This window comes from Marinomonas algicola (assembly GCF_014805825.1).
Taxonomy (GTDB): domain Bacteria; phylum Pseudomonadota; class Gammaproteobacteria; order Pseudomonadales; family Marinomonadaceae; genus Marinomonas; species Marinomonas algicola.
On record NZ_CP061941.1, the window covers coordinates 1,782,718 to 1,804,703 of the forward strand.

Below are 21,986 nucleotides of genomic sequence, written 5' to 3' on the forward strand. Positions count from 1 at the left end.
TTAAAAAATAGAATTGATAAAAATTGGCTTATTGCAAGACTTTTTATTAGAAAAAACACTAAATAAATTAGCATCATAGGTAAGTAAATGTTAATTTACAGGCTTAACTTTACATGTGCTCTTTGGTATGGAGCACCACTGACTCCGAATAGGGGAAAAAAATGCCTGAGATTACTTTGCCTGACGGCAGCAAACGTTCGTTTCCAAATTCTGTGACTGTTATGCAGGTTGCGCAAGATATAGGTCCTGGTTTAGCAAAAGCAACCGTTGCTGGACGAGTGAATGGTTCTTTAGTTGATGCCTGTGAACTGATTGAAAATGACTCAGAATTGAGTTTGGTCACTGGTAAAGATGAGGATGGTCTAGAAATCATTCGTCACTCTTTTGCTCATTTAGTGGGGCACGCTATTAAACAGTTATTTCCGACTGCAAAAATGGCTATAGGCCCGACGATCGACAACGGCTTCTATTACGATGTTGCTTACGAGCGTCCTTTCACAAATGAGGACATGGCGGCGATTGAGAAGCGCATGCAAGAGCTGGTTAAAAAGGATTATGACGTCGTCAAGGTTATGACGCCTATCCAAGAAGCACGAGCTCAATTTGTCGCGCGTGATGAAGATTATAAAGTAGCGTTAATTGATGGGATGGATGAGTCTGTCACCCATGTGGGGCTGTATAATCACGAAGAATACATGGATATGTGTCGTGGTCCTCATGTGCCAAATACGAAAGTGTTGCGCCATTTTAAATTGATGAAGCTGGCTGGCGCTTACTGGCGCGGTGATTCTAATAACGAAATGTTACAGCGTATTTATGGTACGGCTTGGAATGATAAAAAAGAGCTGAAAGCGTATCTGACTCGTTTGGAAGAGGCGGAGAAAAGGGATCATCGAAAACTAGGTAAGAAACTTGATCTGTTCCACGTTCAAGAAGAAGCGCCTGGGATGGTGTTTTGGCATCCGAAAGGTTGGACTCTGTATCAGGAGATAGAGCAATACCTTAGAGTGAAGCAAAGAGAGAATTCATATCACGAAATTAAAACACCTCAAATTGTGGATCGCGTTTTATGGGAAAAATCAGGTCATTGGGGTAAGTTTAATAGTGGTATGTTCACGACTCACTCAGAAAATCGTGATTATGCTATTAAGCCGATGAATTGCCCTTGCCATATACAAGTGTTTAATCAGGGGCTAAAAAGCTATCGTGATTTACCTCTAAGGTTTGCTGAGTTTGGCTCTTGTCACCGTAATGAACCATCAGGATCTTTGCATGGTATAATGCGAGTGCGTAATTTTGTCCAAGATGATGGTCATATTTTTGTAATGGAAGACCAATTGCAAGAAGAGGTGTCTGAATTCATTCGCTTGTTACATGAGGTTTATCAAGACTTTGGTTTTACCGATATTATTTATCGTTTATCTACTCGCCCAGAGCAAAGAGTGGGTTCTGATGAAGTATGGGATAAATCTGAAAAAGCCTTAGCTGATGCATTGGATGCCGCTGATTTGGATTGGCAGGAATTGCCTGGTGAAGGCGCTTTCTATGGTCCAAAAATTGAATTCTCTTTAAAGGATGCTATTGGTCGCGTCTGGCAATGTGGTACTATACAGGCTGATTTCTCAATGCCAGGCAGATTAAGTGCTCAATTTGTATCGGAAGATGGCTCTAGGCAGACGCCTGTGATGCTGCACCGAGCAATTGTTGGTTCTTTAGAGCGTTTTATTGGTATTTTGATAGAAGAGACAGAAGGGAGTTTCCCAACTTGGTTGGCTCCTGAACAAGTTGTAATTATGAATATTACCGATCGACAAGCGGATTTTTGCGAAGATTTAGCAAAAAGATTCAATTCTAATGGCTTTAGAGCAAAACTAGACTTGAGAAACGAAAAGATCGGGTTTAAAATTCGTGAGCATACAATACAACGTGTGCCTTACCTTATCGTGGTAGGGGATAAAGAAGTTGAGCAACATCAAGTTGCTGTAAGAACCCGTACCGGCGAAGACCTCGGCGTCATGAGTGTTACTGATTTTGAGGAATTGCTTCGAAAAGAAGTCGCTCGCCGTAGTCGTAAACAAGAATTGGAGATTTCACTATAAAAGGCAATATGAACCGCGGACGTCAATCAAGTAAGCAACGTCCGCTAATCAACGAAAACATACAAGCCACCGAAGTACGTTTAATAGCGGAAAATGGTGATCAAGTCGGTGTTGTTTCGATTGAAGAAGCACTAAAGGCAGCAGAAGAAGCTAAGTTAGATTTAGTGCAAATTGCAGATTCTGATCCTATTGTTTGTAAAATAATGGATTATGGTAAGCATATTTTCGAGCAGAAGAAAGCTAAGGCCGCTCAAAAGAAAAATGCGAAACAAATTCAAGTAAAAGAAATGAAATTCCGTCCAGGGACGGAGGAAGGGGATTATCAGGTAAAACTCCGCAACCTGATACGTTTCCTTGAAGGTGGGGATAAGGCTAAAGTATCTTTGAGATACCGCGGTCGTGAAATGGCACATCAGGAGCTTGGTATGCAACTTATGAATCGAGTCGCTTTAGACTTAGAGGAGTATGGTGCAGTAGAGCAAGCTGCGAAAATGGAAGGTCGTCAATTGACTATGGTGCTAGGCCCCAAAAAGAAGAAGTAATTTTGGTTGTCCAATCGGATGGCAGGAAATTGCACTAACATTAACGAATGCGAAGTGGTTTTTAATAATGAACAAAATTAAGTCACACAGTGGCGCAGCTAAGCGTTTTAAGCGTACTGCGAATGGTTTTAAGCATAAACAGTCTCATACTAGTCATATTTTGACTAAAAAATCGACTAAGCGTAAGCGTCAACTTCGTGCTTTGCACCAGGTTGCACAGAGCGACAAAGCGTTAATTGTTCGCATGTTGCCTTACATTTAAGTATTTGGTCATTTTTAGTTAATTAATTAGTAAAAGGTTTATATTATGCCTCGCGTAAAACGTGGTGTTCAGGCTCGTCGCCGACACAAAAAGATTCTAAAGCAAGCTAAAGGTTATTACGGTGCTCGTAGCCGTGTGTTTCGTGTAGCGAAACAAGCGGTTATCAAAGCGGGTCAATATGCATACCGTGACCGTCGTCAGCGTAAACGTCAATTCCGCGCATTGTGGATTGCCCGTATCAACGCAGCGGCACGTATCAATGGTTTGTCTTACAGCCGTTTCATTGCTGGTTTGAAAAAAGCAGCAATTGAAGTTGACCGTAAAGTATTGGCTGACCTAGCTGTGTACGAGAAAGAAGTTTTTGCTGCAATCGTTGAAAAAGCGAAAGCAAGCTTGGCTTAATTTCTGACGTAGCATGACAGGTTTCTTTGTTCTTATTCTGTAGAAATAAAGAAGTCTGAAGCAGTCTTTAATAGGGGAAGAGCTATGCTCTTCCCCTATTTTATTTTTGGGAGTAATAAATGGAAAACCTGAAGCAAATTCTCTCGGATGCGCTAGACGCTGTGTCTTCTTCCGAAAGTGAATCTTCCTTAGATGAGATTCGAGTTAAATATCTTGGTAAGAAAGGCGAGTTGACGGCTGTTTTAAAGCAGCTTGGTAATGTATCGGCTGAAGAGCGCCCTAAAATTGGTCAGCTTGTCAACGAAGCAAAAGCCCAAGTTCAATTAGAAATAACGAACAAAAAAAACGCATTAGCAGCGATTGCGTTAAACGCCAAGCTTGCCAATGAAGCCATCGACGTTACTTTGTCTGGTCGCGGTCAAGAAGTGGGCGGTTTGCACCCTGTAACACGAACCCAAGAACGGATTGAGGGTTTCTTTAAAGGTATTGGATTTGATGTTGTTGGTGGTCCAGAAATAGAAGATGATTATCACAATTTTGAAGCGCTAAATATTCCAGCGCACCATCCTGCTCGCGCTATGCAGGATACATTTTATTTTAACGCAAATACTGTTTTGCGTACTCACACGTCTCCTGTTCAAGTTCGAACAATGGAAACATCTCAACCGCCAATCAGGATCGTTTGTCCTGGTAGAGTGTATCGTTGCGATTCAGATCAAACTCACACGCCAATGTTCCATCAAGTTGAAGGGTTGCTAATTGATGAGAATATTTCTTTTGCCGATTTAAAGGGTACATTACAGCAGTTTTTGAATGTGTTCTTTGAAGAAGATGTGAAAACTCGATTCCGCCCGAGTTACTTTCCGTTTACAGAGCCTTCTATAGAGGTCGATATCTGGCGTATTAATAGTAAGGGTGAAGGCTCTTGGTTAGAGGTTTTGGGTTGCGGTATGGTGCATCCTAAAGTGCTGGAAATGTCTGGTATTGATTCTGAAAAATACACTGGCTTTGCTTTCGGTATGGGTGTTGAGCGTTTTGCTATGCTGCGCTATCGCGTAGACGACCTGCGTATGTTCTTTGAGAATGACTTGCGATTCCTTAAACAATTTAATTAATTTATAACGGCTCAAGGTACTTTCTATGAAATTTAGTGAGAATTGGCTAAGAGAGTGGGTCAATCCTGCGATTAGCAGTGACGAGTTAATGGCTCAAATTACAATGGCTGGACTGGAAGTCGATGAAGTTTCTGGTGTAGCAAATGAGTTTTTGGGCGTGGTTGTCGCTGAAATTATTGATGCGGAGCCTCACCCTAATGCAGATAAATTGCGCGTTTGTAAAGTAAGTGACGGCATTGACGTTTATCAAGTTGTTTGTGGGGCGCCAAATGCACGTGCAGGAATTAAAGTGGCTTTTGCTAAAATTGGTGCCGTTCTGGGTGCAGATTTTAAAATTAAAAAAGCGAAGCTTCGTCAAGTTGAATCCATGGGGATGCTTTGTTCAGCGGCTGAGCTAGGTCTGAGTGAAGAGAATGATGGCATCATTGAATTGGCATCGGATGCGCCCTTAGGTGAAGATTTACGCCAATATTTGGATTTAAATGACGTCATTATTGATGTTGATCTAACGCCAAATCGCAGCGATTGTTTAAGTATTGCTGGTCTGGCAAGAGAAGTGGGTGTATTAAATGAGCTTGATACCACCCCAATAGCTGTTTCAGAACACAAGCCTGATATTGAAGATGTTTTTCCAGTAAAAGTAGAGACCCCTTCAGCTTGTCCTCGTTATTTAGGGCGAGTTATCAAAGGTGTTGATTTGTCCGTGAGCACACCACTTTGGATGGTTGAAAAACTACGTCGCAGTGGTATTCGATCTATTGACCCAATTGTTGATATAACAAATTACGTGATGATCGAGCTTGGACAACCAATGCACGCGTTTGATTTGGAGCAGCTGTCAGGTTCTATTGTTGTTCGTATGGCACAAGAGTCTGAAAAAATTCTTTTATTAGACGGTCAAGAAATCACTCTTCGCCAAGATACTTTAGTTATTGCAGATGAAACGCGTCCTTTAGCTATAGCAGGTGTTATGGGAGGGGAAGGCTCTGGTGTTTCAGAAGGTACGAAAAATATCTTTTTAGAAAGCGCCTTTTTTGCACCTCTTGCGCTAGCGGGTAAGGCGAGATCGTATGGCTTACACACAGACAGTTCCCACAGGTTTGAGCGAGGAGTGGATTCACAGTTGCAAAATGAGGCAATTGAACGAGCTACTGCGTTAATAGTCAGCATTACGGGTGGTCAAGTTGGTCCTGTTGTTGGTGTTGTCGATGAGCCAGAATTACCTCAGTTAAATACGGTGACACTTCGTCGGAAAAAATTGGATCAATATTTGGCCGTTTCAGTTGATACGGCTATTGTAACCACTATTTTACAGCGCTTAGGCTTAAATGTAACAGAAGTGACAGACCAGCATTGGGTGGTTCAGTCCGCAAGTCATCGTTTTGATATTGCAATTGAGGCGGATTTAATAGAAGAAGTAGCCCGTGTATATGGCTATGATAACTTGCCTTCGTCTATGCCTGCCGCGTCAATTGATTTTAGCTCAGTTGAAGAGGCCAAAACGCCGCTACAGACACTAAGATCTACATTGGTTGCTTATGGATATCAAGAGGCTGTTACTTATAGTTTTATTGATCCTGTTGTTTCTCAGCAATTTTATCCTGAAATTGAGGCGATCAAACTGGAAAATCCAATTTCGGTTGATATGGGGGTGATGCGCCCAGGTATTATTCCAGGACTTGTTAAGGCGTATTTACATAATCAAAACCGACAGCAGTCTCGTGTTCGTTTATTTGAAACAGGGCGTCGTTTTATTGGTTCGGTAGAGGCGTTGTCTGAAATGGACCAGCAGGAGCGTTTGTCAGGCTTAATTGCTGGAGCTGCTTCACCTGAGTCATGGTGTCATGCTAGTGAAAAAGTGGATTTTTATGATTTAAAGGCGCATTTAGATGCGTTGTTTGCATTAAATTCAGGAGAGTCCCCAGAGTACCGTCAAACTCAACAAGTGTACTTGCACCCAGGTCGTTCAGCTGAGGTATTGGTGGGAGGTGAAGTCATTGGTGTGATTGGTCAGTTACACCCTCAATTGTCTAAAACGTTGGGCTGTAATCAGGATGTTTATGTATTTGATGTCTCTTTAGATGTTGTGCTTAATGGGAAATTACCGCGTTACCAACCCATTTCGAAATTTCCTGAGGTTAGGCGTGATTTAGCTTTGTTGGTGGATAAAGAGACGGTCGCAAAATCTTTGCAAGAAGTCATTCTGTCAGTAGCTGGTGATGGCTTTAAAGAAGTGCATATTTTTGACGTTTATCAGGGCCAAGGTATTGATGAATCGAAAAAAAGTATCGCTTTGGGCTTGACGTGGCAGCATCCTTCACACACTCTTAGTGATGAAGAAATAAACAATTCGTTAGATATTATCGTCAGTGAGCTGAATTCGAAGTTAGGTGCGGTAATTAGGGGGTAATTTATGGGTGCGTTGACAAAAGCAGATATTGCAGAAAATTTAGTTGACCAGTTAAGTGTCAGTAAAAAAGATGCTAAAGATTTGGTTGAAGGCTTTTTCGATGTCATTAGAGAGACTCTTGTTGCTAGAGAGCAGGTTAAGTTATCTGGCTTTGGCAACTTTGAAGTCCGAGAAAAAAGTCAGCGCCCTGGTCGGAATCCGAAAACGGGTGAAGAGATCCCTATCACCGCCAGAACGGTGGTTACCTTTAGGCCGGGTCAAAAGCTTAAGACCAAGGTCGATGTCTATATGAAGGACAGGTAATCTTTAGATCTAGATGCACTGCCGTAATATCGAACGGGTGAAAGTATCAAGCCACACAGTCCTAATTGTCTGTGTGGCTTTTTTCTGTTTGTTTCGTTGGTTTTTTAGACAGTTAGCCTTTTATGGGTAACTTCTTGATGAATATACAAACAATGTAAGTAAACTTTATTAAATTAAACTAAAAAAATAAAAAAAACTCTTCCCTTTTCAGATCGTTATAGTAATATACGCACCCGCTGGCAACGACAAGTTCTTTGTCAGCAGAAGGTTATCAGGCGGGGCGTAGCGCAGTCTGGTAGCGCACTAGCATGGGGTGTTAGTGGTCGCAGGTTCAAATCCTGCCGTCCCGACCAAGTAGTGATTTAGCCGCTATAGCTCAGTTGGTAGAGCATCTGACTTGTAATCAGGGGGTCCCGAGTTCGACTCTTGGTGGCGGCACCATTATTTGATTAGACCATTGAATGAAATGTTTTTTGTAATATTTCTACGAAGCCGATATAGCTCAGTTGGTAGAGCATCTGACTTGTAATCAGAGGGTCCCGAGTTCGACTCTTGGTGTCGGCACCACTTAGGTGTTATCGTAGAATTAAAATGTTGCCGCTATAGCTCAGTTGGTAGAGCATCTGACTTGTAATCAGGGGGTCCCGAGTTCGACTCTTGGTGGCGGCACCAAGCAAAAAAATGAAAAGATTTAAGATATGCCGCTATAGCTCAGTTGGTAGAGCATCTGACTTGTAATCAGGGGGTCCCGAGTTCGACTCTTGGTGGCGGCACCATTAAATCAGTAAGAAAATTAAGTAATGCCGCTATAGCTCAGTTGGTAGAGCATCTGACTTGTAATCAGAGGGTCCCGAGTTCGACTCTTGGTGGCGGCACCACTTAGTTAGCGGGTGTGTAGCTCAGTTGGGAGAGCGTCGCCCTTACAAGGCGAATGTCGGGAGTTCGAACCTCTCCACACCCACCATCTAAAGCGATGTAAACGCTTCGTCGTCAGACGCAAAATTGATAAATGGAGCGGTAGTTCAGTTGGTTAGAATACCTGCCTGTCACGCAGGGGGTCGCGGGTTCGAGTCCCGTCCGTTCCGCCATTTATCCTAATATGATAATTTGGCAAATTGTTTGAATGCGAAAGCATGAAAATGGGTGTGTAGCTCAGTTGGGAGAGCGTCGCCCTTACAAGGCGAATGTCGGGAGTTCGAACCTCTCCACACCCACCATCTAAAGCGATGTAAAGGCTTCGTCGTCAGACGCAAAATTGATAAATGGAGCGGTAGTTCAGTTGGTTAGAATACCTGCCTGTCACGCAGGGGGTCGCGGGTTCGAGTCCCGTCCGTTCCGCCATTTATCCTAACGTGATAATTTGGCGAATTGTTTGAATGCGAAAGCATGAAAATGGGTGTGTAGCTCAGTTGGGAGAGCGTCGCCCTTACAAGGCGAATGTCGGGAGTTCGAACCTCTCCACACCCACCATCTAAAGCAATGTAAACGCTTCGTCGTCAGACGCAAAATTGCTAAATGGAGCGGTAGTTCAGTTGGTTAGAATACCTGCCTGTCACGCAGGGGGTCGCGGGTTCGAGTCCCGTCCGTTCCGCCATTTATCCTAATATGATAATTTGGCAAATTGTTTGAATGCGAAAGCATGAAAATGGGTGTGTAGCTCAGTTGGGAGAGCGTCGCCCTTACAAGGCGAATGTCGGGAGTTCGAACCTCTCCACACCCACCATCATTTTATCCTCAGTAATTTTCTCATAATCATCTGATTTACAAGATTTTTTCTTACCTTTATGTCACATGATATTTGTGACCAATCTGTGACCATATTTATTTTAAATATGTTGTGTGACTTCAGTGTGACCAATCTGTGCCATAAATGGCAATTTCTATTTTTTAATGCCACATTTCAAAAGCATTTCTTGTATGTTTTTGAGATTCGTACTAATGAGTCACAGATCCTCTAGTTCTGTTTTTCGAGTACCTTATTTCACCTTATTGACTCTTACTATCTCTCTGCTAATTTGTAATCTTTGTTGCTTTTTGTGTTCGCTAGGTTTTGTGTGAATGGATTTATAGTTGATGCTAGTGTGACTAGGGTTTTTGTTAGTCGGTGCTTAAAGTGTCGCTGAGGATGGGCTGTACTCGGTTTTTTCGAGAAGTGTGGGCTTATATAAACGAGAGTTATTGGGTTTTAAGGGAATATCTAACTAACAATCAAGGTACTCTCTAGGATAGAATTTATTTTAAATACGTTATGAGTATATAAAATGGACCATATCATTCGATATATCTGCATACTGGAGCAAATGCCGATTGCGCCTAAGCCTAGTATTTCAACAAAAGATATGCTCGAAAAGCTGGAAGAAAAAGGCTTTTCGGTAACCCTTCGTAGTTTGCAGAGAGATCTTGCTGCTTTAGCAAAATACTACCCTATAATCTGCAACAATAAGGTTCGCCCGAACAGATGGTGCTTTACTGAAGACTATCAGGGGAGTTTTGCATCAATGGATGTGCCATCTGCTGTAAATACAATTTTAGTTAATGAATATCTGCAAAGCATCATGCCTGCACCGCTTCTGGCGCAATTGAATCCTCAATTAAATAGAGCGAAAAGCTTCTTAAAATCACAATCTGATAAGACGTATGCTAGTTGGATGGATAAGGTAAGAATTATTCCGGATGGTAAGTCTCTCGTTCCTGCCTCTATAGACCCCGATGTCTGGGAATTAATTTGTGATGCAATTATGTTTAATAAGGCTTTAGACGTTGCTTACTGTAGTCATAAGAAGAATGAGCTAAAATCTTTTACTCTGCATCCGTATGGGTTAATGGTTCGTAAAAGTGCCACCTATGTTCTAGGTTCTTATAATGATTATAAGGACGTTCGACAGTATGCTCTTCAGAGGTTTAGGTCTTTAGAATTTTCTCGTGAAAGCTTCCGACCCAACCCAAACTTCTCTGTTAAAAAATATATTGATAGTGGAGAATCTGGTTTTAAATACTCTGATGAGCCAATCCATTTAAGTGCTCTTATTTCTAAGGATCTGGCAAAAAGGCTTGAGGAAACCAAGCTAAGTGATTCTCAACTGATTTTGAATACTCCTAACGTTGAATGGTTTCTCTTACGTGCCGTTGTTCCTGATGACTGTGATACTCGTGTTTGGTTGCGTGGTCAGGGGGCTAGTGTTGTTGTGCATGAGCCAGCATTTTTGAGAGAGGAGATGATGAGTGAAGCAGCGAAATTATTGAAGCTTTCTGATGAATTATTAAGAATGGGTGTTTGTATTTCATAAATGTTACTTTTAGTGAAAATTGTTAATTTATGTAAATAGGCGTCATTTTGATGTTTTTCGATTTTTAAATTTTTTCAAAGCTGTGTAAATTCTAAACAATATTAATGAGTTATTGTTGGAATGAAATGGAAGTCGCTTTGGAGGTTTGATGATAAAAAATGTATGCAGAATTAACGTAAAGCTTAAAGATGTCACATTTGATAAAAAACTAAATGCGATTGTATTTAGTAATATCAGCAAGAGCGGGAATAAGTCAGTAGACTTGATAGGTAACCTTGTCACAATACTTGCAAAAGTTGCTAATGGTAAAGGCTCTCCAATAGAAGGTCGTAAGAAGGATGCTGGCTTTAAACTTGATGCGAGAAAGTTTTCAGTCGCCGCGCTTGAGGAGCATATTCAGATAAATTATGACTTTTCAGATAGCTCTCCTGATCTCCTTAATTCTGTAAATGAAATTGTTTGTGATGTGTTGAATCTACATTTCAAGGGTATGACAAAGTCCATCGAACAGCTTAATGAAGTTGACCAACCTGCGTCAGAGTCATATGAAGCATCTGGCTTTTCAAAAGTTCAAGATGCGTTTGAGGCTATTAAAATTCTTCACGAAATTGCATGCAATCAAAGAGTTAAAGAGTTTGGTATTCAAGTAGAGGGGCACGAAGAGCCTCATCAAATAGAGATCCTTAGTCCGCCTGAAAAACCCGATTTTAAACTTGATGCTAAAGAAATTTCATTTCTGAATTATGAAATAAGTGATGTGCACAAGAAAGGACCGAGTATTGAAATTATCCCTAAAAGTGGTAAAGGTAAAAAAGAAGTGCTTGTTAGTGCTGAACAATATTCAGCATTGGAGAAAAGTAAGGGTTTTTCAATTGATACTTATGTGCTGTATGACTTTGTAGTTAAACCGTTGGCTGAGAAAAAATTTGAATTGATTCATTTTTCGTTTAGTAGTACTCAGATGGAAATTACGCATTGAACCGGCATCCGCTACTAAAAAAAGCTCTTGAGAATAGTCTGCCAGAATTTGCAACTGTTAAACTTCAACGGATTGGTGGGGATTTGCTTAGCTACTATCTCGTTAAGTCCGGGAGTTCTGATGCTGAAGCCAATATTACTTTGGATGAATCATGTATCTTAAGTGAAGTTGACTTTGAGGCCACGTTGGATGAAGCCGGAAAAACATGTAAGGGCAGGATCAATCAATATCAGCTTCTTTCTCTGTTGTCTCTAAATTTAAAAATACTCTCTAACGACATTGATCCAATTGTTGTTCATAAGTTAATGGCATCTATTTACTATGCTTTACTTTCTCGTGAGGCAAAGTTAAGTTTTGTTACGATTGCTGAAGCGGCTGATAATATTCGGTTAATTTTGTCACATAGGGCTAATAGTTCAAAGATAAAGCAAATCCCTAATCAGTTGACAGTAATTGAAACACTCGAGTATTTCTGTACTGAAATAACCGACCAATATGTGGTTTCGCAGGCTTATTTAAAAATGGTTCGAGATGGCTGGAACCTATGCTCAAATCATAAAGAAGAGACACCTTCAAAGGTAAAAAAAAGGATACGTTCAAGACGGCCTGAAGTAGGAGTGGAAGAGCCAGTCAGCGTCGAGCCATTCCCTTTTTCTGGGAATGACTTAGATATCGAAGATACCCCTGATGTTGGCAACATCGAGCTAGACCAAAATTCAATTAATCCATCAGCAAAAGCTGAACGTGACTTATTTAGAAATCAAATTCTATCGGCTAAAGAACAATTTGGCCTCACATTTGTTACTTACCGTCTAACGTCTTATGAGCTTAGCAAAGCAATTCAATGGATTAATAGTGCACAACCGACTGTTAGTTCAACGCTCGCATTTTTAACTATCTTAACGTCTTTGAAATTGCATGAGGTGCTTGGTTTGCATCTTTCTGTATCAGAGGGGGATACTGACAGCTTCAAAAAAACTGATGGATCTTATGGCATTGTTGACATCGCATCAGGGATATATTGGCGCAAAGAGCTTGATATCGCTGATCGTTACGAGCCTAGTGATAGAGATTTTAAATGGCTGTTACCGCATACTGAATGGTTGGCTTTACCAATACCAAATTCATTTCTGAAGTTGTTTCGAACTTTCTTTGCCGGATATCAAGCAGGTTTAATTGAACAAATTTTACCGGATGAAATTTTACAGAAAGCGAATGATTTGTTAACGAGAGCATGTGCTGAAATAGTTCACTATGGTTGCTTAAATAGGCGCCTTAGCCCCAAAGTGCTTCGTTATTTGCTTTACGGGTGTGTGGCATCTCATTGTGGCCGGCATAAGGCGGCTCTTATCTTTGCTAATAATGAGTTTGGCTTATCAACTTGGCACTACTACATGTCTGACTCGACTCGTCATTTGCAGTTAGCTTTCATGAATACTTGCAGGGAATCATTAGGGTTTGATTTCGAACATCAATTAGATCTTGCCGAAGGAAACTCAGTCATAGGCTCTAGGCTAGCTATTAATAAAACAGCTTTTTCAGTGCGTTTGGCTGAAAAAATGTCAGCTTTAAATGCTTCTCTAAGAAATGTAAGAAAGGAAAAGTCTCTTGATGCTTTGCGGGGCGTTTATAATCAGCTCGTCTCTTACACGGTATTGATGTTCTGTACAGTGACGAGTCATCGTCGAAACAAAAGCATTTTTGTCGAGCATTATTGCTGGAACGAGGATTATACAAGTGTACTGATAGCCGACAAAATCCATTTTGGTGAGAGTTCTACTCGTATCATCCCAGTGCCTGAATTAATGACTAAGCAGATCAGCAACACCCTTGGATGGATTGAGCAAATCATTAAAAGGGTTAAATTGATCGATAAAAAAGTGGCTGTGAAGCTTAACGCATCCATTCACCGAGATAGTAATGCTTCTTTTCTAGGGTTGTGGCTGGATAATGGAGAATTAGCGACACCGAGCACTTCACAAGTTGAAGTGTTTATGGGAGATGACTGGACTTTACCGCAGAATGCAGTGCGTCACCTTTCCTATCATACGCTATTTGCTTTCGAAGAAGCCGTTCCATTCTTGGACCATCAAATGGGGCATATTTCTACCGATATGCACTCGTTTCAAAACACCTCTTTGATGCAGTATGGCGGCCCTGAAGTTGAAGTACATCGAAATGTCATATCAAAATGTCTTGATGGACTCGGTTTTAGCTTACTTGGACGAACAAGCTTTTCTCATTCGACGATGCACAACAAAGGGCAATTTGTCCCAAGGTCTATTCAGAAAAAGTCTCGCAATCAATCGAAAAATTCTAAGCAAAAAATACAGTCTGACTTGAAGTTTTTGTTGGATAAAGCAATTAAGACAAATCAAGACTTTTACGAGCTGTTGTCTGAGTATTACGGGGACGACCCATATCTGCATGAACAAGCATTGATATTGCTTAAAAATCTGGAATTGAGCGATGGCGAGCGGACAGAAATTGACAGAGATGAATTACATTCTGCATTAGGTAGTTATTTTAAAAAATCTCCTGTAGCTAAGGCGGTCTTGCCTTACGATGTAATGCTCAGTGAGCGGAACTACACACAGATTAACTCGGCATTTCATGATTTCACGCAAGCATTAATCACTCACCCTAAGCAGGTTTCTTCAGAGACCCTGAGTAGTATCTTACTGTTCTCCATGATACTTGATGGTACAGGGGAGCTTTCTCCAGCGATGCTTCGTAAATCAGTGAGAATTAGCTCAATAAAGTATTCAAATGGTTACCTCACAGCGAAGATAGATAAAGAGAAACTCGTTTTCTTTGGTGGGTTGTCTGCGTTGCTTCTAGCAATGTTGATCAAAAGGGAGGAAGTCCATCATATTACCCTTAACCCACAAGCATTAGAGCGATTGATGAATGGTAATTCTCCTGAGGTTAAAGTCGATAAGCGGGCTGCTAGCGGGTATGCAAAGCTATCAGCGCTGTTCCGGCAGAGGCATGATAAAAAAATGACTCTTAGTAAGCTGTATCAACTTATTGATCATGCACCTAGGTGGTCAGAAACGGGCGCTCTTTACGGGCTACGCCAAGGAACCCTCAGAGTAAAAGGGTTTTCAGAGCATACTCTATTAAGAATGCTAGATCGCAAGCATCGTTACATCATGCCATCAAATGGAGAAGCTACAATGAACGTTATTGCAGAGCGTTCATTTTTTAAGGCAAAGTCACGTACGAACGATTATTTTAAGCAGTTTATGGCAGACTTCCGTAACAAACTCAGTAAGTACCCTGGCACATCAAAAGAGAAAATCATCTGTTTTTGGCAAGAACAAATTTCGTCAAATACATTAGAAAAACTTTCTGATCTCGTAAAGGCTTCCAAGGAATTACCAGAAATTATTGTACTTGTTTTAACATGGTTGTACGTAATTTCTGGGCGAAGAGGGCAGCGTTATGGCGGTTTAGCTCCTTCAACCATTCTAACTTACTTCTCAAAAGTTGTTCCGCGTCTTTTTGAGTTTGCTGCAAATCAATCTTTGACGACATTTGACTACGAAGATTTTTCAGATCTTTATCAAGATATTATTGATGCGGGAGATATTGAAAACCGCGCTGAAAGAGCAAAGATATTGGTTCGTTTTCATTCTGTTATTCATGAGTATTTTGGTGTCGCTAAATTTGATTTTCGTGATTTGGATGTCGAGGAAGATGAAGAGAGTTCGACTGGCAGAATTATCATGCCATGGGAATACGGGCAAGCACTCTCGCTTTTGCTATTAGATAAAGATCTGAACGCAGAAGAGCGGTTTACGAATGCAGCAATTTTGATCTTATGTTGCCGTCTAGGATTGAGGCGAGAAGAAATACGGAGATTAAAGTTAAGAGATTTCTCATGTGAGGAGCAAGTGCTTTATGTGAGGACGCACCGCATATCAAAAGAAACTGTTCGGGTAAAATCGAAAAGCGGAAATCGTCGGATTCCATATTCATTGTTTTTGAACGAGGAAGAGTTGGAAATACTAGGTTCCTGTATCGAGAAAGCAAAAGGGCAGAAAAATAAGTCTGTCCCGCTTTTCTTTGACTCAGTCAACCCGAAAGAAATACGCCATATGGACAGTCAGTTTAGCCGCGTTATTGAGACACTAAAGCTCGTGACGGGTGAGCCAGATATGCGATTGCACGATGGGAGACATACTTTTATCAGCTTTACTGCCTCATCACTCGTTCTCGAGGATCGCCAACAAGATCCGATTTCAAAGGTCGTTAAAGAATGGGTGCGCACTGATACATTTTCTGGTTTTCAAAAACGTTTCATGGAAAGAGCTATCTCCATACCTTCAACGCGCCATGCTTTGTTTCCAGCATTGGCTCTCATGGTCGGCCATTCGAATGCTACAACAACATTATCATCTTATACTCATCTGATGGAGTATTGGAGGTGGCTGTCCGTTGAACTGGAATTTAAAAGAGTTAAATTATTGGATTGTACACTTTCTAAGCTTATTCGTGTTGATCGGAAGCGCTTCACAGAGATGAAGAGTGAACAAGGGCTGTCTGCAAGTTATGTCGTACTAAAAAAAACGCAAAAAGAAAGTCCTCTTGAAGAGGAAGCCTATCAAATTGAGTCGTTTGATCAAAAGCCGGCATTAAGCTCTAGGGGCAAAGGCGATGTGACTACTCAAGTCCTCCAGATTCAGAAAATTGAAAGAGCGCTAAGATATCTAGAGGACTCAGAAAGACAGTCTAATGAGACGCCTGATGTAAATCCTGTGGGACCGTCCGACCTGCATTACGAGTTAACACACTATTATGTTGAAACTGTAAGGCATGCTTATCAGACTGTTTTAACCAATGATGTTTCATATAGAGCATATCAAATACCATCAAATGAAGAGGGTGTAGAATTTATTGGGCAATCTCGCCTCTATGAAGCAAGAAATTACTTTAAGGATCCTGCTTTTTATAATCTACTAACCCATTTAATTAGTTTTCAACAATCAAATGAACAAGCATTTTCTGAGCTCAGAAAAGTCTGGGCACAATCATGGTATGACGCCAAAAAGAAGATGTGTATTCCGCTTTCACAGGTTTGCAATGCAAAAAGTATTTTCTCTACGTGCCTACTGAGCTTTGATTTAGGGGATGAAAGAATAAACCGCCGTGTTGGTGGTGTTGTATATGATTCATTACCATTAACAAGGCTTAAGCTAATCGATGAACCTCTTTCAATTCAACAGTTTAGTCACTCGATGTTTCTATTGATGGTTTTGTCAAACCTTATCAACATTGGCTTGCATTTCCAAAATGAACTTCCAAATAAAAGCTAAAATCAGTGCTGACATTGCATGATTGTTGTCTGAAACAGCAGTAAGTTACAGCAAATAATTACGCCCACAAATTACAAGGAGTGATTTTGGTTTGAAATTGCAGTACCAGATGATCGGCAAGCTTTATGGTGGGATCAAGGTTATGGCGCGGTTATCTATGTTTGTGAGCCAAAGAATTGGATAGAACTGGTTTAAAAGTGCATCAACCATCGCTGATGATTACCTTGACATGGTAGAGGTCGGCGATTCGAATTCGCCTAGTCCTACCAAAATTTTTACTTACTACTTAGTAAGTTACGAAAGCCGAACCCATTCATCAACTATTGTCAGTGAAAGATCGGCATTCTCTCTACCATCATAAGCCAACATAAAGCTGTATGCTATCCATCACCTACTGTCAGTGAAAGAGGTGGTGGGGAGTAACCGAAGCGGCAATGGGCTTCAAATCCGAGTCAGTAAAGGAGCCATCAAAAAGTTACATAAACAACGCTCAACTCAGCATTCACTTTACAGCCTGACAAGGTTCTTGCTCACCCGTTACCAAGAAGCACAGATCTCGGTAGAGAAGCGGGACGATTGGCTCTCACGTTCCTTCGAAGAATACAGCGTCGATAATGCTACCGTGAGAGAAATCGATGAAGTCATCAATGTGCCAAATATTGGGCCTGTCGTGGTGACTCGTCACGCGCTTGAAAGGTTCGTGGAACGGCTTTCAGATGGTGCACATAAGCATCCTTGGAAGGCTTTGTGCTCAAAGTTGCTATGCTCAGAGCTAACTAAAACCCAATTGCCAGAAAAAGTTGCTACCCAAAAGGTAAAAAAGTATGCACGAGAGGCCGAGTTCTGGCAACATGTGGGAAGCAAGATGTACTTTGTTATGGTTACGGGTGACTCAATTAAAACGTTGGTTACGGTTTTTGCAGTAAAGTGAGCTAATATAGCATTCGAAATTTCTGAATATTACTTACGTGCCAAAAGTAGACCCTCCCGCATAACACGTTTCTGCGCCTTTTTGTTTAGAGTTGTTACTCATAACATTTCTGAACAATCCCATTTGAACAAAGATTGCTAATGTCGATATAGTGCAACTAAATACATAAAGATGGTTACGTACGGATTATGAGTAACAGAAAAATCGCGGTATTAATTGATTCAGAAAATACTCCACACTCAAAGTTAAACCTGATTATTGAAGAACTGTCTAGTTTTGGGCAGATCATCGTTAAACGTGCATATGGCGATTTTTCTACTGAACAACTTAAAAACTGGAAGCAGCCTTTAAATGAGTTAGCGATTCAAGCTAAACAGCAATTTGCCTATACATCAGGAAAAAACTCGACAGACTCTTTAATGATTATTGATGCAATGGATCTCTTGTATAGCCAAAGGTTTGATGCTTTTGCTTTGATATCCAGTGATAGTGACTTTACAAGTCTTGCGACGAGATTAAGAGAGTCGGAGATACATGTCATTGGAGTAGGAAAAGCGATGACTCCGACTTCGTTTAAAAACGCTTGTGATGATTTTGTAGCGATAGAGAACTTAAACGCTGATGTTGACCTTGGGGAGTCGCAACCAAGCTCTAATCAAGACACAGAACGCGAGTTATGGCGATTAATGCATCAGGCTTGGCAGAACTATCGTGATGAATCAGGGTGGGCAAAACTAGGTGAAATAGGTAAGTACTTAAAGAGACTAAAGCCAGACTTTGACCCTCGAAACTTCGGGCTGAAGAAGTTATCTGACTTTTTTGACAAATATCCAACGCGTTATAGAACCCGTAATACTAAACGTTCTGGCATGGAGTTTCAGCTGATAACAAAGGCAAGCAAGCAAAAATGATGTGCTGCCTTCGTGCATTCGGTAACTCAAAATTGCCCCTAAATGTGTTTAGATATTAGTTGTCAAATAAGTAAAGTTTAAATTGCTATACATAAATCTAATGTAGCTTTATATCTCGGAAGGAAAATGATGAATAAAAACGGTTTTCCAAGAAGGGTTCCTAAAAAAGGGGGAATCTCCTCAATGTTCATATTAACTAATTAGCTGATATAGATTAGAAAGATTGAAATTTCTACCCAGAAAACTCTAGGGCAGCAGATTTTCATTGCTGACAATAACCTAAATTATTGCTCTATACTTATCACTTCGTAGCCATTTGCCCTAATCTGTTCTAAATCTTGTTCGCTTAAAGTGATTATATTTTTCGCTGACTTAGAATAACTTCTATGAATTGCCAAACAGAGTAAGTGAGTCGGTCTTGTCATACCGACATAAAGTACCTTTTTCTTCGCCTCAAAGCCTTTCTTCTTCTTGCCTTTTAATAGAGGCAATAGTTGATTTATATCGTATCCCTTTTTATATGTTTCCATAATCAGAGTGGCAGTATGGGTTTCACCTTTTGCTTTATGTATTGTAGAAACAGATATATCTATTGGGATGTCTTCAACAACAAATGAAATTTTATTCGACTCATTTTTGTTTTTTGGTTGAATCGCCCCCTCTATCTTAGACACTCTTTAACTATATAATGTACTTAAAGAGGAGCCCAACATGGCCGGCGAACGATATAACGAAGAATTTAAGATGGCAGCGGTTAAGCAGGTAACTGAAGGTGGTTATTCAATTGCTGATGTTGCTAAGCGTTTAGGGATAACAACTAAAAGCCTTTATCACTGGCGTGATCGCTATGGCGAAAACGCTCACTCCTACCAAGAAAAACAATCCAATTCTGATGAGTTACGCAGACTTAAAGCAGAACTTAAGCGTGTAACAGAAGAGCGCGACATCCTAAAGGAAGCCGCCGTGTTCTTTGCCGCCGAGTCGAAGAAAAATACACGTTAATAAAAGCTCGCCGACAGAAATACCCTGTGCGTACGCTCTGTCGCGCATTAGAAGTCCACCCCAGTGGCTTTTATGCTTGGCTTTCAAACCCCGTTAGCAAACGCGCCAAAGAAGATGATTATTTACTGGGTTTCATAAAGCAATATTGGCTAGAAAGTGGCTGTGTTTATGGCTATCGCAAGGTCTATAAAGATTTACGATCAACAGGTGAACAGTGTGGCAAGAACCGCGTATATCGACTGATGCGAACGGAGGGGCTTCAAGCTCAACGAGGCTATAAGAGGAAAAATAACTATGGCGGTGGAGAACGATCAACGATTGCACCTAACCTACTTAACCGAGAGTTTGACGTTGAAAAGCCAAATACCGTTTGGGTAACTGATATTACGTACATTCGTACACGAGAAGGCTGGCTTTTTCTTGCTGTGATCATTGATCTATTTTCAAGACAAGTAATTGGCTGGTCTATGGATGGCCGTATTAATACAGATTTGGTACTTAATGCTATTACAATGGCTTGTTGGCGACGCAAGCCAAAGGGTGAGGTTATTGTTCACTCAGACCAAGGGTGTCAATACACGAGCTATGATTGGCAAAGTATGCTTAAAGCTAATAATTTAGTCCCAAGCATGAGTCGTAGAGGAAACTGCCATGATAATGCGTGTGCAGAAAGCTTTTTTGCACTGTTAAAAAGAGAACGTATTCGTCGTAGAATTTATAAGAACAAAGAGGAAGGTAAAGCAGATATATTTAATTATATTGAGCTGTTTTATAATCCAACTCGACGTCATGGAAATAATAATGACTTGTCACCAATGGAGTATGAAAAGAACTATTTTTTGAAACAAAGCAGTGTCTAGGAAACTAGGAGCGATTCAGGTGTTCTGTAGTCAGAAACTACGGTAATGAGTTTATCTGGCTCGTATTGGAACCCCATAAAATCAGCCAGTAACTGTAATGATTTTTCAAGATGTAGATTGAGGTCAGCCTTACTGGAAAGCTCATCAATGATGTTAAGTGAGTTCAATTTTAACCCATCCAGAATAAATTTATTGTTGACCTTCAGGTAGTGAATTAGCGTCCTTACCGTAAACTTACTCTCTTCATTTTGGATTCCTATCACACCTAGGTAATGAACTATCAAATCCCAATAAACGTTATTGATAAAGCATGGCGTAATTTCACAACTACTATTGAAAAGCTTATCTCTAATATTGTCTCCATCAATAAGTTCAGGACGATTTATAGCATGAGAATCGATATAGCTCGGTATGGTGTGATAGTTGTTATCCTTTGCTATATTTCCAATAGCTTTAAATACAGGGTTATCCTCCAAATGCAAGTTGTGTCTCTTAATCAACTCTGCAAACTTATGTAATACCTTATCAATATGAACATCATCGAATACTATGACTACCGGATTAATGCTTACTTGACTACTACTAACAAGTTTATGATCTGTTATTGAGAAACTGCTAGCTGCCTTGGATATTTTGGGAGACAATCTCTTAGTATCACATATCTTAATATGCTCATCATCAACATCCCATGTCAATTCATCTAAACTTTCAAAGTTAAATATTGATTGGTCATTATCACCGATTCTTTGAATGATAGAATCCGATTTTCCGAATATCTTTCTCAGTAGTTCAAATTGGCTATTATCTGTATCTTGAGTCTCATCAACAAAAACATATCTGAATCTTGAACTGATGACACTTGCTATTTCAGGGACTTCTTTCAGATATTCTTCTGCCAAGTCATAGCAGTGTCTATATGTTAAATAACCTCTTGAGGCTATTTGATTTACAACTTTACTTTCAAGGTAAGATCTGAGCTGGGCATAAAATGGTCTTGTACTGTTAACCATTGTTTTTTCCCTTCCTCCAGATTGCTTTAACACAATTTTGTCGTCATATACCTCTAAGTTGTCTAAAAACCTCTCAACACTTTTAAAATTATTTTCTTGGCACCGCCCTAATAAAATCTTACCAATCCAGTGGGAATTCATTAAAGAGACCAGTTTCTGATTGAATATTTCAGAATCTATTGTCTCGGGCTTTTTCCCAAATATCTTCACATACATAGGTATTGCCAAGTATTTATTAATAAAAGACTGAAATGTTCCTACATGGTTGGGATATCCAAGAATCTTGCTCCCGTTATGGCCAAGCTTACGTTTGATTTCATCAACAGCAACATTGGTGTGAGTTAGAACTAAAATGCCACTTTTATCTGGGAACGGCATTTTACTGGCGAGTATATCCAGCTTAGCAACCAATGAGGTAGTTTTCCCTGCCCCCGGACAAGCCTGTATATCTTTTGTGACGGAACATTTGATAAACTCTTTACTCCCATCATCGAACTTTAGGGAGAGTTTCTTCTCTACATTTAAAATATCTTGTTCTGTTATCGGACTCAT

The 21,986-nt window shown here is 40.5% G+C and carries 15 protein-coding genes and 13 tRNA genes; 26 read left to right on the forward strand and 2 right to left on the reverse strand.

Going from position 1 to position 21,986, the window contains the following annotated elements:
- Positions 1 to 161: 161 nt before the first annotated feature.
- The 25 genes from thrS (at position 162) to IEZ33_RS08185 (ending at position 18,562) form a co-directional block, all read left to right on the forward strand.
- Complete coding sequence (gene thrS / locus IEZ33_RS08065) at positions 162 to 2,099, forward strand: threonine--tRNA ligase (RefSeq protein WP_191603164.1); 1,938 nt, start codon at positions 162 to 164, stop codon at positions 2,097 to 2,099.
- Between the two features lie 8 nt (positions 2,100 to 2,107).
- Positions 2,108 to 2,641 (forward strand): translation initiation factor IF-3, encoded by a 534-nt coding sequence (infC, locus tag IEZ33_RS08070; RefSeq protein ID WP_191603165.1) that lies wholly within the window; start codon positions 2,108 to 2,110, stop codon positions 2,639 to 2,641.
- A 67-nt stretch (positions 2,642 to 2,708) separates the two neighbouring features.
- A complete protein-coding gene (gene rpmI, locus IEZ33_RS08075; protein ID WP_191603166.1) occupies positions 2,709 to 2,903 on the forward strand; it encodes a 50S ribosomal protein L35 in 195 nt (64 codons plus the stop codon).
- A 45-nt stretch (positions 2,904 to 2,948) separates the two neighbouring features.
- A complete protein-coding gene (rplT, locus tag IEZ33_RS08080; RefSeq protein WP_191603167.1) occupies positions 2,949 to 3,305 on the forward strand; it encodes a 50S ribosomal protein L20 in 357 nt (118 codons plus the stop codon).
- Between the two features lie 119 nt (positions 3,306 to 3,424).
- Positions 3,425 to 4,420: a phenylalanine--tRNA ligase subunit alpha gene (gene pheS, locus IEZ33_RS08085; RefSeq protein WP_191603168.1), complete on the forward strand. Its 996-nt coding sequence runs from the start codon at positions 3,425 to 3,427 to the stop codon at positions 4,418 to 4,420.
- Between the two features lie 25 nt (positions 4,421 to 4,445).
- Positions 4,446 to 6,830, forward strand: coding sequence for a phenylalanine--tRNA ligase subunit beta (pheT, locus tag IEZ33_RS08090; protein ID WP_191603169.1), 2,385 nt, complete (start codon positions 4,446 to 4,448; stop codon positions 6,828 to 6,830).
- A 3-nt stretch (positions 6,831 to 6,833) separates the two neighbouring features.
- A complete protein-coding gene (locus IEZ33_RS08095; protein ID WP_191603170.1) occupies positions 6,834 to 7,133 on the forward strand; it encodes an integration host factor subunit alpha in 300 nt (99 codons plus the stop codon).
- Positions 7,134 to 7,409: 276 nt separating this feature from the next.
- Positions 7,410 to 7,486 (forward strand) — tRNA-Pro (locus IEZ33_RS08100).
- A 12-nt stretch (positions 7,487 to 7,498) separates the two neighbouring features.
- Positions 7,499 to 7,574 (forward strand) — tRNA-Thr (locus tag IEZ33_RS08105).
- 50 nt (positions 7,575 to 7,624) lie between these two features.
- Positions 7,625 to 7,700: transfer RNA gene (locus IEZ33_RS08110), tRNA-Thr, on the forward strand.
- A 29-nt stretch (positions 7,701 to 7,729) separates the two neighbouring features.
- A tRNA-Thr gene (locus tag IEZ33_RS08115) sits at positions 7,730 to 7,805 on the forward strand.
- A 28-nt stretch (positions 7,806 to 7,833) separates the two neighbouring features.
- Positions 7,834 to 7,909 (forward strand) — tRNA-Thr (locus IEZ33_RS08120).
- A gap of 26 nt (positions 7,910 to 7,935) precedes the next feature.
- Positions 7,936 to 8,011, forward strand: a tRNA-Thr gene (locus IEZ33_RS08125).
- A gap of 10 nt (positions 8,012 to 8,021) precedes the next feature.
- Positions 8,022 to 8,097 (forward strand) — tRNA-Val (locus tag IEZ33_RS08130).
- 47 nt (positions 8,098 to 8,144) lie between these two features.
- Positions 8,145 to 8,221 (forward strand) — tRNA-Asp (locus IEZ33_RS08135).
- Between the two features lie 53 nt (positions 8,222 to 8,274).
- Positions 8,275 to 8,350, forward strand: a tRNA-Val gene (locus tag IEZ33_RS08140).
- Between the two features lie 47 nt (positions 8,351 to 8,397).
- Positions 8,398 to 8,474: transfer RNA gene (locus tag IEZ33_RS08145), tRNA-Asp, on the forward strand.
- A gap of 53 nt (positions 8,475 to 8,527) precedes the next feature.
- A tRNA-Val gene (locus IEZ33_RS08150) sits at positions 8,528 to 8,603 on the forward strand.
- 47 nt (positions 8,604 to 8,650) lie between these two features.
- Positions 8,651 to 8,727: transfer RNA gene (locus IEZ33_RS08155), tRNA-Asp, on the forward strand.
- A gap of 53 nt (positions 8,728 to 8,780) precedes the next feature.
- Positions 8,781 to 8,856: transfer RNA gene (locus tag IEZ33_RS08160), tRNA-Val, on the forward strand.
- Positions 8,857 to 9,394: 538 nt separating this feature from the next.
- Positions 9,395 to 10,420, forward strand: coding sequence for a helix-turn-helix transcriptional regulator (locus tag IEZ33_RS08165; RefSeq protein ID WP_191603171.1), 1,026 nt, complete (start codon positions 9,395 to 9,397; stop codon positions 10,418 to 10,420).
- Positions 10,421 to 10,568: 148 nt separating this feature from the next.
- Entirely contained in the window at positions 10,569 to 11,399 is an 831-nt protein-coding gene (locus tag IEZ33_RS08170) for a hypothetical protein (RefSeq protein WP_191603172.1), read from the forward strand.
- Positions 11,396 to 16,720: a tyrosine-type recombinase/integrase gene (locus IEZ33_RS08175; protein WP_191603173.1), complete on the forward strand. Its 5,325-nt coding sequence runs from the start codon at positions 11,396 to 11,398 to the stop codon at positions 16,718 to 16,720. The genes IEZ33_RS08170 and IEZ33_RS08175 overlap by 4 nt, the downstream gene beginning before the upstream one ends.
- 412 nt (positions 16,721 to 17,132) lie before the next feature.
- Complete coding sequence (locus IEZ33_RS20610; RefSeq protein WP_476738643.1) at positions 17,133 to 17,651, forward strand: hypothetical protein; 519 nt, start codon at positions 17,133 to 17,135, stop codon at positions 17,649 to 17,651.
- Between the two features lie 188 nt (positions 17,652 to 17,839).
- Positions 17,840 to 18,562 (forward strand): NYN domain-containing protein, encoded by a 723-nt coding sequence (locus IEZ33_RS08185; protein WP_191603174.1) that lies wholly within the window; start codon positions 17,840 to 17,842, stop codon positions 18,560 to 18,562.
- Between the two features lie 284 nt (positions 18,563 to 18,846).
- Here IEZ33_RS08185 and IEZ33_RS08190 read toward each other — a convergent pair whose 3' ends face one another.
- Positions 18,847 to 19,236 (reverse strand): hypothetical protein, encoded by a 390-nt coding sequence (locus IEZ33_RS08190; RefSeq protein WP_191603175.1) that lies wholly within the window; start codon positions 19,234 to 19,236, stop codon positions 18,847 to 18,849.
- A 37-nt stretch (positions 19,237 to 19,273) separates the two neighbouring features.
- Between IEZ33_RS08190 and IEZ33_RS08195 the strand changes: the two genes are divergently transcribed.
- A protein-coding gene (locus IEZ33_RS08195; protein ID WP_420844856.1) for an IS3 family transposase occupies positions 19,274 to 20,424 on the forward strand; the annotation gives its coding sequence in 2 pieces (ribosomal slippage) (positions 19,274 to 19,511 and positions 19,511 to 20,424; 1,152 coding nt in all).
- Here IEZ33_RS08195 and IEZ33_RS08200 read toward each other — a convergent pair.
- On the reverse strand, positions 20,421 to 21,986 hold the full coding sequence (locus IEZ33_RS08200; protein ID WP_191603176.1) for a UvrD-helicase domain-containing protein: 1,566 nt from the start codon (positions 21,984 to 21,986) through the stop codon (positions 20,421 to 20,423). The genes IEZ33_RS08195 and IEZ33_RS08200 overlap by 4 nt on opposite strands.